This window comes from Streptomyces milbemycinicus (genome assembly GCF_002154605.1).
GTDB classification, from domain to species: domain Bacteria; phylum Actinomycetota; class Actinomycetes; order Streptomycetales; family Streptomycetaceae; genus Streptomyces; species Streptomyces milbemycinicus.
Window position 1 is genome coordinate 1 of sequence record NZ_MUNE01000387.1, and the last position, 15500, is coordinate 15500.

General features: G+C 71.0%; 14 protein-coding genes and 1 pseudogene. 6 read left to right on the forward strand and 9 right to left on the reverse strand.

Translation table 11 applies throughout. The features are described 5' to 3' along the window. A partial coding sequence (locus tag CCN51_RS29380) for an ATP-binding cassette domain-containing protein (protein WP_107426103.1) occupies positions 1-1148 on the forward strand: 1148 nt, incomplete at its 5' end. 24 nt (positions 1149-1172) lie between these two features. Here CCN51_RS29380 and CCN51_RS29385 read toward each other — a convergent pair. From CCN51_RS29385 to CCN51_RS29400, 4 genes and pseudogenes are all read right to left on the reverse strand, one after another. Next, positions 1173-2684, reverse strand: a complete 1512-nt coding sequence (locus tag CCN51_RS29385) for a sensor histidine kinase (protein WP_043488594.1) — start codon at positions 2682-2684, stop codon at positions 1173-1175. A 50-nt stretch (positions 2685-2734) separates the two neighbouring features. Next, positions 2735-3439, reverse strand: coding sequence for a response regulator transcription factor (locus tag CCN51_RS29390; protein ID WP_014173004.1), 705 nt, complete (start codon positions 3437-3439; stop codon positions 2735-2737). A 256-nt stretch (positions 3440-3695) separates the two neighbouring features. Then, positions 3696-4031: pseudogene (locus CCN51_RS56575) on the reverse strand (ATP-binding cassette domain-containing protein); the annotation flags it as partial. Between the two features lie 197 nt (positions 4032-4228). Then, entirely contained in the window at positions 4229-5002 is a 774-nt protein-coding gene (locus tag CCN51_RS29400) for a TetR/AcrR family transcriptional regulator (protein ID WP_055413835.1), read from the reverse strand. Positions 5003-5089: 87 nt separating this feature from the next. On the opposite strand from CCN51_RS29400, the gene CCN51_RS29405 reads away from it, so the two are divergent. Further along, positions 5090-6004, forward strand: a complete 915-nt coding sequence (locus tag CCN51_RS29405) for an NmrA family NAD(P)-binding protein (RefSeq protein ID WP_014173001.1) — start codon at positions 5090-5092, stop codon at positions 6002-6004. On the opposite strand, the gene CCN51_RS29410 is transcribed toward CCN51_RS29405, so the two are convergent. Beyond that, positions 5991-6395 (reverse strand): hypothetical protein, encoded by a 405-nt coding sequence (locus tag CCN51_RS29410; protein ID WP_014173000.1) that lies wholly within the window; start codon positions 6393-6395, stop codon positions 5991-5993. The genes CCN51_RS29405 and CCN51_RS29410 overlap by 14 nt on opposite strands. A gap of 27 nt (positions 6396-6422) precedes the next feature. After that, positions 6423-6596, reverse strand: coding sequence for a hypothetical protein (locus CCN51_RS55155; protein WP_014172999.1), 174 nt, complete (start codon positions 6594-6596; stop codon positions 6423-6425). 101 nt (positions 6597-6697) lie between these two features. On the opposite strand from CCN51_RS55155, the gene CCN51_RS29420 reads away from it, so the two are divergent. Continuing rightward, positions 6698-6907 carry a hypothetical protein gene (locus tag CCN51_RS29420; protein ID WP_043485979.1) on the forward strand — a complete coding sequence of 70 codons (210 nt, stop codon included), beginning with the start codon at positions 6698-6700 and terminating at the stop codon, positions 6905-6907. Between the two features lie 32 nt (positions 6908-6939). Here the strand turns inward: CCN51_RS29420 and CCN51_RS29425 are convergent, their stop codons facing one another. From CCN51_RS29425 to CCN51_RS29435, 3 genes are all read right to left on the reverse strand, one after another. Then, positions 6940-8610: an ATP-binding SpoIIE family protein phosphatase gene (locus CCN51_RS29425; RefSeq protein ID WP_014172998.1), complete on the reverse strand. Its 1671-nt coding sequence runs from the start codon at positions 8608-8610 to the stop codon at positions 6940-6942. A 302-nt stretch (positions 8611-8912) separates the two neighbouring features. Beyond that, positions 8913-10802: an ATP-binding cassette domain-containing protein gene (locus CCN51_RS29430; protein ID WP_211303265.1), complete on the reverse strand. Its 1890-nt coding sequence runs from the start codon at positions 10800-10802 to the stop codon at positions 8913-8915. 241 nt (positions 10803-11043) lie between these two features. Continuing rightward, complete coding sequence (locus CCN51_RS29435) at positions 11044-12708, reverse strand: thiamine pyrophosphate-dependent enzyme (RefSeq protein ID WP_014172997.1); 1665 nt, start codon at positions 12706-12708, stop codon at positions 11044-11046. A 326-nt stretch (positions 12709-13034) separates the two neighbouring features. Here CCN51_RS29435 and CCN51_RS29440 point away from each other — a divergent pair, with 326 nt between their 5' ends. From CCN51_RS29440 to CCN51_RS29450, 3 genes are read left to right on the forward strand one after another with little or no spacing between them, the layout of a single operon-like run. Further along, positions 13035-14396: an MFS transporter gene (locus tag CCN51_RS29440; protein ID WP_014172996.1), complete on the forward strand. Its 1362-nt coding sequence runs from the start codon at positions 13035-13037 to the stop codon at positions 14394-14396. Further along, complete coding sequence (locus tag CCN51_RS29445; RefSeq protein WP_014172995.1) at positions 14393-14800, forward strand: RidA family protein; 408 nt, start codon at positions 14393-14395, stop codon at positions 14798-14800. Before CCN51_RS29440 ends, CCN51_RS29445 begins: the two co-directional genes overlap by 4 nt. After that, positions 14797-15435, forward strand: coding sequence for an RraA family protein (locus tag CCN51_RS29450; RefSeq protein ID WP_014172994.1), 639 nt, complete (start codon positions 14797-14799; stop codon positions 15433-15435). Before CCN51_RS29445 ends, CCN51_RS29450 begins: the two co-directional genes overlap by 4 nt. The last annotated feature ends 65 nt before the right edge of the window (positions 15436-15500 follow it).

The following is a 15500-nucleotide window of genomic DNA, read 5'->3' on the forward strand; positions in this document are numbered from 1 at the left end:
CGCTGGCCGCCCTGCTGGTCCGCCGTCCCCCGGCGCTGCTGCTGGACGAGCCGACCAACCACCTCGACGACGGAGCCGCGGCCTTCCTGGAGGAGCAGGTACGCGGTCTGCCCGGCGTTGTGCTGCTGGCCAGCCATGACCGGGCCTTTCTCGACGCCGTCTGCACCGATCTGATCGACCTCGACCCTGCCGTGGCCGGCCCGGTCCGCTACGGCGGAAACTACAGCGCCTATCTGTCGGAGAAGCACGCCGAGCGGGCACGCTGGGAGCGGCGCCACGCCGAGGAGCAGCAAGAACTCGACGCGCTGCGGCACACGGCCGGTGTCACCGCCCACGCCCTCGCCCCGAACCGTGGGCGCAGGGACAACGAGAAGATGGGCTACGGGCACCGCGCCGGCCGGGTGCAGAACCAGATCTCCCGCCGGGTGCGCAACGCCACCCGCAGACTGGAGGAACTGGAGCGCACACAGGTCGGCACGCCGCCACCGCCCCTGCGGTTCCAGCACACCGTGCTCGCGAAGGAGTCGGCGGACGGCACCCTGGTGGCGCTGCGCGACGCGCGGGTCCCGGGCCGTCTGGCCGTCGGGCGTCTCGATGTGGCGGCGTCGGAACGGCTGCTTGTCACGGGCGGCAACGGGGCCGGAAAGTCCACGCTGTTGAGCGTGCTCGCCGGGCGGCTCGCCGTACAGGGCGAGGTGCGGCGGCGGCGCGGGCTGACGGTGGGGCTGCTGGCCCAGGACATCGTATTCGACCGGCCGGAACGTACGGTCCGGGACACCTACGCACTCTCGCTCGGCGCCGAACGGACGCAGACCGTCCCGCTGGACTCGCTGGGCCTGATGCACAAAGCGGACCTGGACAAGGCGGTCGGCCATCTGTCGGCCGGTCAGCGGCGCCGCCTCGCGCTGGCGCTGCTGGTCGCGCGCCCGCCCGCGCTTCTGCTGCTCGACGAGCCCACGAACCATCTCTCGCCGCGGCTGTGCGACGAGTTGGAGGAGGCCCTGGGGACCGGCCCCGGCGCGATCGTCGTGGCCAGTCACGACCGGTGGCTGAGAAAGCGCTGGCAGGGCCGGGAGATGCGGCTGGACCCCGGCGCGCCGCCAGACATGGCTGCAGATTCGCCACCTGTCAGTCCGGTGATGGGCTGAAGAATGTGTGAGGCCGCCGGGCGCTCAGCCGTGCAGGGGGAGGAGTACGCGGAAGGTGGCGCCCTCGCCCGGGGCCGTGCGGACCTCCACCCGGCCGTGGTGGGCCGTCACCAGGGAGGCGACGATCGCGAGGCCGAGGCCCGCGCCCCCGCTCTCGGTACGGCCGCGGGCGTCGTCCGCGCGGTAGAAGCGGTCGAAGGCACGGGCGGCCTGCTCCTGGGACATCCCCGGACCCTCGTCCTGGAGCTCCAGAACTGCCAGGCCGTCCTCGGCGCCGACGCCGACACCGATCCGGACCGGGGTGCCGGGTGGGGTGTGGGCCACCGCGTTGCCGACGAGGTTGGAGGTCACCTGCCGCAGTCGCGCCTCGTCGCCGAGCACCGGCGCGCCACCCGGCGGGCCGCCGCCGGGGCCGGTGAGGGTGACGGGGCGCAGCGGATCGAGCGCGCGGAGGTCGTGCAGGGCGTCGGCGGCCAGGGTGCGCAGGTCCATGGGGGTGAGCCGGAGCGGGAGGTCCGCGGCGGCGGCGTGCTCGTCGAGACGGGCGAGCAGCAGCAGGTCCTCGACCAGCCGGACCAGCCGCGCCGCTTCCCGCTCGATGCGGCTCATCGCGGCGTCGACATCGGTGCGTTCGGGCATGCCGCCCATCCGGTACAGCTCGGTGAAACCTTTGATGCCGAAGAGGGGGGTACGCAGCTCATGGCTGGCGTCCGCGATGAAGCGGCGCATGAGCTCGGCGGCGGCGGCCCGCGCCGCGTCACTCGCCTCGATCCGGTCCAGCATGCCGTTGAGCGCCGTGGCCAGACGGCCGAGTTCGGTACGTGAGGCGGCCAGCTCCGGGACCCGGCTGGACAGGTCGCCGTCCGCGATGGCCGCCGCGGTGGTCTCGATACGCCGCAGCGGACGCAGCCCGGCGCGTACGGCGAACCACCCGGCCACGCCGAGCAGGGCCAGCACCAGGGAGTCGATCACCAACATCCGGGCGCCGAGCTGCGTGATCGTAGAGTCGACCTCGGCGAGCGAGCCGGCCACGACGACGCTGTGGGTGTCCGCGGCCCGCGCCTTCGGACCCTTGCGCGCTCGTCCCGTCGCGTTGAGAGGTACGGCGAGCACTCGCCAGGACTCGTCGCCGTCGACGGCCGGGGCCTCGAAAGGCCGGCGGTCGCGTTCGCGGACGGCCGTAGCGTCGAGCGGGGGCAGCACGGGAGCGCTGTGCACGGCCGGCCGGATGACCCGCCGCACACGGCCGTTCGAACCGAGATAGGCGAGATAGCTGTCGCCGGTCAGGTGCTGCTCCACGGTGGCGCGCAGCTGCGGTGCCTGATCGCCCGCCGCGCCGGACGGATCGGTCAGGCGCGTGGTGGCCGTGGCGGCGGCGCGGAGCCGGTCGTCCAGCCGATGCACCAGGTCCCGCTGGAGCAGGGTGACGACCAGGGCGTTGCTGCCGAGCAGGGCGACCACGAGCAGCAGCAGGGAGATCGCCAGCAGCCGGCCGCGCAGTGAGAACCGGCCGCGCAGCGAGAACCGGCCGCGCAGCGAGAGCCCGCCGCGCAGCGAGAAGCGGCTTTTGCGCAGGGGGCTCTTGTTCACTGCCGGGGCCTGCGGAGCACATAGCCGGTGCCGCGCACCGTATGGATCAGCTTCGGCTCGTCCAGGTCCACCTTGCGCCGCAGATAGCTGATGTACGAGGCGACGATGCTGTCGTCGCCCCCGAAGTCGTACTGCCAGACCAGCTCCAGAAGTTGGGACTTCGACAGCACCTGCCCGGCGTTCTCCATCAGCACGCGCAGCAGGCTGAACTCGGTCGGGGAGAGCTGGACGGGGCGCCCGTCCCGGGTCACCTGATGGCTGTCGGGGTCCAGCTCCAGCATGCCGACGACCAACCGGCCGTCGGCCTGCCGACCACTGGTGCGGCGCAGAATGGCCCGGATGCGCAGCACCAGCTCCTCCAGGTTGAACGGCTTGGTGACATAGTCGTCACCGCCCGCCCTGAGCCCGCTGATCCGGTCCTCGGGCGCATCGCGGGCGGTGAGGAACAGCACCGGGGGATGCCCCGCCGCCGCGGAGGGATGCTGCCCGCGCAGCCTGCGGACGACCTCGAAGCCGTCGAAGTCGGGCAGCATCACATCCAGCACGATCAAGTCGGGGCGCTGCTCCCGCACCGCGGCCAGCGCCTGCGCGCCGGTCGCGACCGGCGCCACCGCGAAACCGGCCAGCCGCAGGCTCGCGGACAGCAGTTCGCGCAGCGTCGGCTCGTCTTCCACCACCAGTAGCCGTTCCGAAGCCGTCATCCGTCCCATCCCCACCCGATCGTCCGCTGTTGGTCAGTCTCCCGGCCCGCTATGCGTCGCGCTTGCGGAAGACGATGAACGCCACCGTCAGCAGGACCGCGACACATCCCGCCATGACGGCGAGCCCGGACCAGGGGGCCAGCAGCGCCGGATCACGGTAGCCGGTGATGATCTGTCCGCCCGCGATGGGCGGCCAGTACTTCTCCACCCGGTCGCCGACCGCACCGGGCAGGGCCGGCGCGAACGCCTGCACGATCAGCACCTTCGCCACCCGGCTACGCGGAATCCCGTTGCCGGCCGCCAGCGCCAGCAGATGGTGGTAGGCCGTGCGGCTGGGCAGCACCGCACCCGCGTCCAACAGCGCGCCGACGGCCTTCAGCGGCGCCGGCTGCGCGGAATACGGGCGCCCGCCGACCGTGGCGGTCCCCGAACTGGCGGCGTCCAGCCCCAGGATCATCCGCAGTGTGGTCGACTTCCCGGCACCGTTGGGACCGAGGAACCCGGTCACTTCTCCTGGGCGGACGGCGAACGTCAGGTCGTCGACGGCCAGGACCTCCCCGTAGCGCTTGGTGAGTCCGCAGACTTCGATCATCATGACTCCAGAGCCGATGGTGTGCGTGGTGCGCGCGGTCGCCGCGCGCATCACCTCACAGTGATCTGCTCTTCTGGGCCGGATGTGCACGAGTCTGGGTGCGCCATGGGAACCGGGAGGTCCGTCCGGCGGAAACCGGCAGGTCACGGCGGCCGGCCCGGCGGCGACTCACAGAAACTCACAGAGTGATGGCGGAGTTAAGCGGCGGGACGGCGCCGGTGGGCGCGCTGGCGGCAGGTCGGGCCGCAGTAGCGGGGTGGCCGTCCGGTGGCGTGGACACGCAGCGTCGCACCGCATTCCACGCAGTACTTCAGGGGGGTGGTTTCGTGACGGGGGAGGGCGGACGAGTCACGGAAGGGGTCGGCTTTCGTGACTGGGTGGGTACGCAATCCGTCGAGCAGCAGCCGCACCAGCCAGGTGCCGCGTGCCGGGTCCCGGTGTGCCGAACGCAGTGCGACACCGCCGGCGACCAGCGCGGACAGATCGTCGGCCTGTACGTCGGTGCGTACCGCGCCAGCCTCTTTCGCGTCGTACAGCAAGCGCCCCAGTGCCTGGCGGAACCGCTGTCCCGCGGCGGCCAGTACGGCGCGCGGCCAGCTCTGGTCAGCGGCGAGCGCATCGCAGAAGTGCCGGCGGCCCATCGACTGCTCGGCCACTTCGAGCAGAAACCCGAACAACGCGTCACCGGGCGCGGCGCGCGCGGCCCACCGGTCGGCGGCGGTCACCAAACGCTCGACGTGTTCGGCGAGCACCGCCTCGATCAGGATCTCCTTCGTCGGGAAGTGCCGGTAGACGGTCCCGGCGCCGACCCCGGCGCGCTGCGCGATCCGGCCGAGTGACACATCAAGACCCTCCTCGGCGAATACGCGCATCGCCGTGCTCAGCACCAGCGCTCGGTTGCGGCGGGCATCGGCGCGCCCGGCGGGCGCCGCACCCGGTGCTGCTGCTTTCGTGTCCGGTGCTGCTGTCATGTCACGAAATCCTTATCCGCGGGGTTGAAACGGGTGGAGCATTCCGGATGACGTTCAGCATCCTCCACCTTCTCCGGAAAGGCCACCATGACCACCGAGACACCGGCCAACCCCGACTCCCCGATCCTCGTCACCGGCGCCACCGGCAAGCAAGGCGGCGCCACCGCCCGGAGGTTGCTGGCCGGAGGGTGGCCGGTGCGAGCCCTGGTGCGCGACCTGACTGCCCCCGGCGCTGCCGAGCTGGCTGCCGCGGGCGCCCAGCTCGTGCGCGGCGACTTCGACGATCCGGCCAGTCTGCGGCCCGCGCTCGACGGCGCCGCCGCAGTGTTCGGCATACCGCCCGTGTCCTACGGACCGACCGGACCCGAAACGGAGCTCGAAGCGGCCCGCGGCCGGACACTGATCGACGCCGCGGCCGCGGCGGGGATCGAGCAGATCGTGTTCAGCACCGTCGCCTCGTCATCGGCCGCATCGTGGAGTTGGGAGGGGAAAACGCTGATCGAGGAGTATCTGCGCGACCACATCGCGCTACCCACCGTACTGCGCCCGGTCCGGTTCATGACCAACTATCTCTCCGTCGGGGCGATCGGCATCGACGGCATTTCCCGCGGTGTGCACCGGCATCTCTTCCCTCCGCACGAGCCCATGCAGATCATCGCGCTGGAGGACATCGCCGAGTTCGCCGCCCTCGCGTTCGCGGACCCGGCCCGATTCGCCGGACGCACCCTGGAACTGGCCGGCGATGAACCGACCCCGGTCGAGGCCGCTGCCGCCATCGCCGAGGCCACCGGCGCTCCGATCCGGTACGAACAGCTCACCGACGGCGAGGCCGCCGCGCTCGGCCCGGAAATCGCCGAGACGAAAAAGCGCTGGGAGGCCGGTCACCGCTGGCACGCCGATATCGAGGCACTACGCGTCATCCACCCCGGACTGCGCACCCTCACCGACTGGCTCACCGAATCCGGTGCCGCCGCCATCCGCGCCCGTCTCACCACCTCCTGACTCCGAAGATCTGGCCGAAACCGGTGTTCGACAGCGAGCTCGGCGCGCTGGCCGGCAGCCAGGCGGGCGGGCTGCTGGTGCGACGCCTCGGCAGCCGTACGGTGAGCGCGCTGGGGGTACGTCCGTGGCGATGAACGCCCAGGCGGTCTCCGTCCAGCAGCAGTACGGCCGCGCGGTGCTCAACTCCATGCACGCCATCCGCAGCGTCGGCGCCGTCACGGGCGGGCTGGCCGGAGTCGCCACGGCGTCCCCTGAGCATGCCGCTGACGGCGCAGTTCGTGTCCATGGCGGTCCTGCTCGCCGTCGTGTCCGCGGTGGCGGCCTGCGGGCTCCAGCCGGATGTGGAGCCGGCGCGGCAGACCGTGCCGACCCGGCCGGGCAACCAGGCCACGGCGGCGGACGGATCGGAACCGGTCGATCAGGGGCCGAAGGGGCGGCTGACCGTACCGCTGCTCGCGCTGATGACCTTCCTCGCCGCCCTGGTGGAGGACGCCCCCGCGTCGTGGAGCGGTGTGTATCTGCGCCATGTGGGGGCGGATGCGGCGATGGCCGCGGCCGGGTACGCGGCCTTCTCGGTGGGATCGGTCGTCACCCGGCTGTTCAACGACTGGCTGGTCGATCGCCTCGGGTGGGTCCGCCTCATTCGGATCGGCACTCACCGCCGCGGGCGCGCTCCCCGACTCGGCCCGGGTGATGGGCCATGTCGGCTTCGCCGGAAACCTCGGCTGGCTGCTGGTCTCCCCGATCATCGGCGGTCTGTCGACCCTCGTCGGACTGCCGACCGCCCTCGGCCTGCTGGCGGTCGCGGCGGCGACCATCGCCGGGCTGGCCCCGGTCACCTACTCCGTGGCACCAGTGCGGACACAGGAGCGGCAGGCGTCCGTGGCGGATGACGCGCGATGACGAGGCGCCGCCCACCGCGTGGAGGCCGAGCGTCAGAGCCGGCGCGCGGTCGCGCGGGACGCCGGGGCGGGCAGGTTGCTTTCGAACCAGACGGTTCTGCCGGTTGAGGTGTCGGAGCAGCCCCATCGCGTGGCGAGCTTCTGGAGCAGGGTGATGGCGCAGTGGGACGCCTGGGTGCCGGGGGTGTGCGGGAGCATGGGCGTGATCTGCTGGTCGCCGGTGACCTCACACAGGAGTGTGTCGGTGTGCACCAGGCGCAGGCCGACCGGATGGGTGGTGTGGCGGATGGCGTTGGTGAGTAGTTCACCGGCGAGGAGTTCGGTGGTGTCACAGAGTGGGTCCAGACCCCATGCGGTGAGGGTGTCGCGCACCCGGCGCCGGGCGACGCTCACCTGTTGGGGCTGAGGCGGAAAGCGCCAGGTGGCCACCTTGTCGTCGGGGATGCTGTGCAGGCGGGCCATCAGGACGGCGATGTCGTCGTGGTCGCCGTTGGGGTGCTGCTGCCGGAGCAGGGACTCGCACGCCTCGTCCAGCGAGGGGTGTGTGGCGGCGAGGCCGCAGCGTACGGCGAGGAGCCCTTCCTCGATGTCGTGTCCGCGTGCCTCCACCAGGCCGTCGGTGTAAAGGACGAGAAGACTGCCGGAGTCGATGGACACGTCCAGCGTGTCGAAGGCGATACTTCCCACACCGATGGGCGCGCCGACGGGAATCTCAAGAAGTTCGTCCGTGCCGTCGGGGCGCAGGAGGACGGGCGGCAGATGGCCGGCGCTGGCGAAGGCGGCTCGGCCCGCGATGGGGTCGTAGATGGCGTACAGGCAGGTGGTCAGGGGGACGTGGCCGAGGTGTTGTGCCAGCTGATCGAGGTGGGCCAACAGCTGTGCGGGCGGAAGGTCCATGGTGGCGAGGGTCCTGACGGCGGTGCGCAGTTGGCCCATCGCCACGGCGGCGTGCAGTCCGTGGCCCGCCACATCGCCGATGACGAGGCCGACCCGGTGGCGGGGCAGCGGGATCACGTCCAGCCAGTCGCCACCCACCTGTGTGGTACGGCTGCACGGGTGGTAGCGGTAGGCGATCTCCACGCTGGGCAGACGGGGTGGCCGCGTGGGCAGAAGGCTGCGCTGCAGCACGGCGGATGTTCTGGCCTCATGGCCGTACAGGCGGGCGTTGTCCAGAGACAGGGCCGCCTGCTCGGCCATCTCCTGGCAGGCGGCCAGATCCACCGGGCTGAAGGCGAGCCGCTCCGGTTTCCGACCGAACACCATGAAGCCGAGGACCAGGCCCCGTACGGTCAGCGGCACCAGCATGACGGATGAGCCGGAGAGCACCGACCGGGCGGCCGGGCTGTCGAGCTCCTGCGGCAGCTGGCGCAGGGTGTCCTGGTCGACCCGGGGGATGAGGATGGGTTCGACGAGCGCGAGAAACCGGGCCATGGCCGTGTCGGCCTGGTAGACGAAGGTCCGCTCCGCGTGGAGTTCTCCGGCGCCGGGGTCGTCGGTGTGCGCGCTGGCCACACGGTGCATCACGACGGAGCCCGGCGGCTGCTGCGGAACGGAGGCGTCGTCCTGGGCGGTTACGTGATCGTGCAGATGGACGGAGGCGAAGTCGGCGAACCGCGGTACGGCCGAGGTGACCAGTACGCGGGCCGTGTGGCCGAGGTCCAGAGTGGTGCCGATACGGCTGATCGCCTCCCGGAGGAATGTCACTCTGGCCGCATCGGCTTCCGTCTGCGCGTCGGCCGTGTCCCGCCGACCGAGAGCGACGCTGATCGGAGCGCATGGTGATGCCTCAGGCAGCAACGAGGCCCCCTTGACGTAGTGCCGGGCGCCGGTCGGGCCCGTGTGACGACGAGGGAACGGCGGCGGGCCGCGGGGTCCGGCGACTGGTCCGGATCTTCCCGCAAGACCGTATCGCCTGAATCGTCATAATGTGGTCACCCACAGGAGTGATCCGCTTCCAGTGGATGATCAGGGCGTTCATACGAGTCCTCCCGGCGCGGTGCACCTGTCTACCGGTCCTTGGCCAGGGCGACGAGCTCGGCGAAGAGGCCGTCGGCGGCCACGAGATCGTCGTACCGGCCCTGCTCGATGATCCGGCCGTTCTGCATGACGACGATCCTGTCGGCGAGCCGGGTGTTCTCGAGCTGATGCGTCACCACGATGGTCATGCGCTCAGCGGCGATGCGTTTGACTTCCAGAAAGATCTGATGCTCGCCACGCGGATCCATCTGCGATGTCGGTTCGTCCAGGATCAGCAGCGGGGTTTGGCGGTACAGGGCCCGGCCGCAGGCGAGCCGCTGCCACTGTCCGCCGGACAGCTCGGCGCCGCCGTAGAGTTCGCGGGCGAGCAGGGTGTCCAGCCGCTTGGGCAGTTTCTCGATCGCCCCGCGCATGCCGACGGCGTCGACGGCCGCCCACACCGGGGCATCGTCGTAGGTCTTGGGCTGGCCGAGGGTGATGTTCTCGCGGGTGCGCAGGGGCCAGCAGGCGAAATTCTGGGGGACGAGCGATGTCCGCGCCCAGACCGCGTCGGGCTGGGCCTGGGCCAGATCGGTTCCGTCCCACAGGACGCGGCCCTTGTCGGGGAGGAGAATTCCGGTGATGAGCTTGGTCAGCGTGGACTTGCCCGAGCCGTTCTCACCCACGATGGCCAGGATCTCGCCGCGGCGCACGGTGAGGGAGACGCCGTCGACGGCGGGCTCGTCCTTGCCGGGGTACTGGTAGACGGCCTCGTCGAGACGGATCTCCGCCACGTGGTCCGGGATGGTCAGCTCCCCGCGCCTGGGGGCGCGGTCGGCCGCCATGTCGAGGAATGACCTCATGTCGGCGAGGTAGAGCGAGGTGTGGAACATCGCGGCGCCGTGGATGACGAGCTGGGAGAGCGCGGCGAGCGCGGTCTGGACGGCGACGACCGCGGTGGCCGCGACGGGCAGGGCGACGCGGCCGGTGGTGGCCAGCCAGGCGAGGGCGCCCCAGGTGCCCAGGAGGAACAGGCCGCCGAGGGCGGAGGTCGCCAGGACGATACGCAGGGTGCGGGGTGCGGCGGTCACGGTGCGCTGGTCGATGCGCTCGGACAAGGCGCGGTACCAGTAGACGAGATAGCCGGTCATGCCGTTGGCGCGCACCTCGTCGCCGTACCGGGAGTAGGTGGCCCACCAGCGCATCATGCCGCGTACGTTGCGGTCGCCGACGTTGGCGTAGTGGGTTTCGTAGTCCACGCGCGCGGACAGGACGGCGCCCAGGCCGGCGGGGAGCACGGCGAGGAGCAACAGGGGGAGCATGAGCCAGTGGAGGACGGTGATGACGCCACCGGCGGCGACGATACGGACCAGGGCGGCCATGAAGCGCTGGGCGTCCTGGACCATCAGCCTGGTGCGGGTGACGCCGATCTCGGCGGCCTCCTGGCGGTCGGCGAACCCAGGCTCCGAGTACGCCGATGCCTCGACCCGGCACACGGCGGAGACGAGGGCGACATCCGCCTCGGTCATCAGACGAGGGGTGATCCGGCCGTCGGCGTAGGAGGACAGAGCACCGCCGATTCGGCCGACGGCGGCGGCCGCCGTTACGACGACGAGGGCCGGCAGGGCGGCGTGCAGACGTTCGGAGACCGTGCCGGTGCCGAGGATATGCGTCATGGCCTTCGCGGTGAACCCGAGGGTGAAGGCTGCCGCGGCACCGGTGAGGATCTGGCAGGCGAGGAGGAGTACGAGGGCGGGGCGGTCGACGGTCCAGGCGATGCGCGCGGTGTGCGAGAGCACGGAGGGGAGCCGTGCGCACATCTTTGTGAAACTGGCCTCTTCCAGTGGGTTCTTGCCGTGCTTCCCCTCAAAGCTGATGGTGGCGGGCGGTGGAGGGGGCGGTGTGGCGGAGCTTGCGGCCGAGGTGTTGGTCACGGTCACCTGCGTCCTCCTCGAAGGTCGGCACCGCACCTGGGTGGTCCGGCGGTGCCAGGCTCAACGAGCGAGGGGGCGAATCGAACGCACTCGATTTTGGACGAAGCGCGGAGCCCGGAATTTCGGGGCATCGAACGCCTGGTCGCAGTGGCGTACGGGTTCCGGTGCGGCCGGGCTTGGCCGAAACGCCGATGGCTGTGACGTGTGTGACCTATGAGGTTTCGCGGATGGCGGGCGGCTCCGCCGCTCAGCCGACGGTGGCAGGAGCGCGGACCGCGGGATCCTGGATGAGGTGGAGCACGGCCGGGAGCCCGCTCGCGCGGGCACGGCGGAACGCGTCGCGGAAGTCGCGGGTGGCGGCCACGGTCTCGCCGTACGCGCCGTACGAGCGCGCCCACGCCGCGAAGTCCGGGTTGGTCAGCTGGGTGCCCGAAGGGCGGTCCGGGTAGGCGTCCTCCTGGTGCTCCCGGATCGTGGCGTAGCAGCCGTTGTCGACCACCAGAGCGACAAAGACGGCTCCGTGTCCCACTGCCGTGGCCAACTCCTGACCGTTCATCAGAAAGCATCCATCGCCGGCGACGGACACGACCTCGCGCCCGGGGAAGGCCAGGGAAGCCGCCACGGCGGCCGGTATGCCCATGCCCATCGCGCCGTTGCGCGGTGCGATGAGGGAGGCCGGGGCCTGGTGCGGTAGGTAACGGGCCGGCCAGAGGGCGTGGTTGCCGGCGCCGTAGGTGATGACGGCGTCGGGCGCGAGCTCCTGCCGCAGCACCCCCATGACCGCGGTCAGATCCACAAAGGCGTCGTCCGCAACCGAATCGGTGGCGGGGGCCGGGGTGCGGAAGCGGGCGTGGGCCGCCCTGGCGGCCCGGAACCACGCCACGTCGGCCCGCAGTGCCGCGGGCGCGGTGACGAGGTCGAGGACGAAGGACGGCGCGTGGGCCGTGATGAACTGGTCGATGCGGCCGCAGTGGCCGGGTGCGTCACCGGGGAGGACGAGCACGGTCTCCGAGTCCAGGCCACGGGTGTATCCGTCGCTGAGCACATCGCCGCGCGGAGCGCCGAGGAAGACCGTGAGGTCCGCGTCGTCGAGCAACTGGGCCGCGTGGTCGCTCCGCCCGTATCCGAGCGAGCCGGCGTAGGCGCCGGAGCCGTCGAGGTCGTGGGGGACCGCGTCGTAGGCGCGGAAGTCGGCGAGGACGGGGACCGACCGCTCCGTCGCCCAGCGGATGAGTTCGCGGCCGCTCTGTGTGGTCCATCCCTCGCCGCCGACCACGACGAGGGGCCGCCGCGCCCGCTCGAACCGGCCCACCAGCTCCTTCAGCTCCGCTTCTGCGGCACGCGGCCGGGCCACCGCGAGCGGCTGAACGGTGCGGGAGGGGGCCGCCGGGCGGGTGAGTATGTCCTCGGGCAGGCCGATCACCACGGGGCCGGGGCGACCGCTGCGGGCCGCGTGGACGGCCTCGGAGACGACGCGGGCAGCGGCGGTGGGGTCGTCCAGCATGACGACCTTCTTCGCCGTACTGCCGAACCATCCGCTGAGGTCGAACTCCTGGAACGCCTCCCGGCCGCGGTCGGGCACCGGAATCAGCCCGACGAAGAGGACCATCGGTGTCGCGTCCTGGTATGCGGTGTGCACGGCGATGAAGGCGTTCGCGGCGCCCGGGCCCCGGGTCACGATCGCCACCCCGGGCCGCCCCGTCAACCGGCCCTCCGCCAGCGCCATAAAGCCCGCACCGCCCTCGTGCCGGGTCACCACGGTCGACATCGGCGAATCGTGCAGGCCGTCGAGAACGTCGAGGAAGGACTCTCCGGGAACGCCGTATATCCGTCGGACGCCTTCGCGTTCGAGCTGCGCAACGATCAGATGGCCCGCGGAGAGGGGGCGCTCGGGGGGTTCGACGTTCACCATCGGATCTGTTTCCTTCTATTGAGGCGTACTTACCCGGCCATTGTTGCTTTCGAGTCGTCCGGAAACACGGGGCAAAGGCCCCGGAATGAAAGCGCCGCGGTGTGCAGATGAACATGGCCGACCGAGCATGACCCCATGTCCGTAACAAGAAGTTTTCCTTGCGCCCGCCGAGGCGCGCCGCGGCCCACTGGTCATCTGCACACTCGTCGGCCTGCGGCGATGTGCTTCTGCTTCTTGTGGTCGGCGAAGGCGCCGATGCACCGTTGGTCAACCGCACGGCGTCGGCCAAGCCCCTCGACGATTCCCCTGCTCAGACCGGAGTTCCCATGACCACTTCCGCCTCCCCGCCGATCACCGACAGCCGGCTCGACGCGACGAAGATGCGCCGGATCTCCCTCGCCAGCGTGATAGGAACCACGGTGGAGTGGTATGACCTCTTTCTCTTCGGTACCGCCTCCGCGCTGGTGTTCGGCAAGGTGTTCTTCCCCGAGTTCGACGGAGCCGTCGGCACGATTCTGTCGTTTCTGACGTTCGCCTCCGCTTATCTGGCGCGCATGGTGGGTGCCGTATTCTTCGGCCATTTCGGAGACCGGCTCGGCCGCAAGTCCATGCTGCTGATCTCCCTTACGGCCATGGGCGTGGCCACATTCGCGATCGGCCTCGTACCCGGCTATGACACCATCGGCGTGGCCGCGCCCTTCCTGCTGCTCGGCCTCCGGGTGATTCAGGGCCTTGCGCTCGGCGGCGAGTGGGGCGGTGCCGTACTCATGACCGTCGAGCACGCACCGGACAAACGGCGCGGATTCTACGGCTCCATGGTGCAGATCGGCGTGCCGACCGGGACACTGCTCGCCAACGGGGCGTTCTTGCTGGTGGCCTCGAACGTGAGCAGTTCCGCGCTGCTCTCGTGGGGGTGGCGAATCCCCTTCCTGGCCTCGGCGGTCCTGGTCGGGGTCGGCGTCTACATCCGGCTCCACATCGAGGAAACGCCCTCCTTCCAGGCGGTCCGGCAGGAGGGCGTCAAGGCCAAGATCCCGTTCTTCGCGCTGATGCGCCGGTACTGGCGTCAGGTGCTGCTGGGCGGCGTCGCGACGCTGTCCACGGGTTCGACTTTCACCTTGATGGTGGCCTCCGGTGTGAGCTACGGGACCAAGGACCTCGGGCATTCGAAGAGCCTGATGCTGTGGGCGGTCATGGTCTCCTGCGGTATCGCGTTCCTGGCGATCCCGTACTTCGGGCGGCTGTCCGACCGGGTCGGCCGCAAGCCCGTCATCTACGCGGGCATCGTGGCGGAGGCCGTACTGGCCTTCCCGTTCTTCTGGCTGCTGGACACCGGATCGGCGCCCGCGGTCTTCGTGGCCTACGCGCTCATGATGCTCGCGTTCTCCGCCAACTACGGCCCGATCGCCACCTTCCTCGCCGAGCTCTTCGGCGCCCAGGTGCGGTACTCGGGCCTCTCGGTCGCCTATATGCTCTCCGGCCTGCTGGGATCCGCGGCCACTCCGGCCATCACGGCCTGGCTGCTGTCGCTCACCGGAAGCAGTTCCTCGATCGCCTGGTACGTCCTCGGCGCTGCGGCCCTGTCCCTGCTGGGCCTGCTTCTGCTGGCCGAGACCCGGTTCGGGGACATCGACGAGCTGGGTGCGGAGTCCCGTCCGGCCGTGCGCCCGGTCGGGGCCGACGCATGAGCGAGATCACGCGCATCGCCTCGGCCCCGGGCGTCCCGGCCGCGGTCGGCCCCTACGTCCAGGCGACATCCGCCGGTGGATTCGTCTTCACCACCGGTCAGATCCCCGCCGCCCCGGCGCCCGGGGAGCCCTCGGGGCAGTCCATCGGCCCCTTCGAAGACGAGGTCCGGGCCACGCTGCGCAACCTCGAAACTGTTCTGGTCGCCGCTGGTTCTGATCTCGACCACATCGTCAAGGTCAACACCTATCTCAGCTCCCCGGCCCAGCTCGCGCCCTACAACCAGGTGTACGAGAAGTTCTTCGCCGGCCGTCGGCCCGCGCGGACCACGGTGTGCGTGGGGCTGTGGGGCGTGTCCCTGGAGATCGACTGCATCGCGGTCGTCACGACGGAAGCCGAGCGGTGAGCGCCCCGGCCGAACGCACACGCGCGGAGCTGCTGGAACGCCTTCAGCGCGTCGACCTTCCGACCCTCGGCCACCACCTCGAGCAGGGCTTCGTCAGCCCGGCCATCCGGCGGCTGGGCCAGCCGCGGCGGATGGCCGGGACGGCCGCCACCCTGGCCCTCGACACACCGGACGCCACGGCGGTGAACCGCGCGCTCGTCGCGCTGCGCCCCGGTGAGGTGCTGGTCGTCGACATGGGTGGCGACCACCGCCATGCGGCGATCGGCGCCGTGACGGCCGCCGCGGCGCGAGCGCGCGGGGCCACGGGCATCCTCGTCGACGGAGTGGTGACCGACGTGGACGCGCTCATGGACATGAGCTCCGGGATGCCCGTCCACGCCCGGGGCACCAGCTGCCTGACCACCAAACGCCTGGACGGCCGCGGCGGGCGACACCAGGTGCCCGTGGACATCGGCGGTGTCCGCGTGGCGCCGGGGGACATCGTCCTCGGCGACGCCAACGGTGTGATCGCCCTGCCGCCGGCATCCCTGGCCGCCGTCGTGCACCAGGCGGAGGTGTCGGACGCGGCCGAGCCGGGGCTCATCCAACGGATCCGGGCGGGCGAGGACCTGAGGACGCTCCTCCACCTCGGCTGACCGGGGAGCTGACCGGGAGCTGACCGGGGACCGGACCTCAGCCGGAAGGACCGGACCACAGCCGG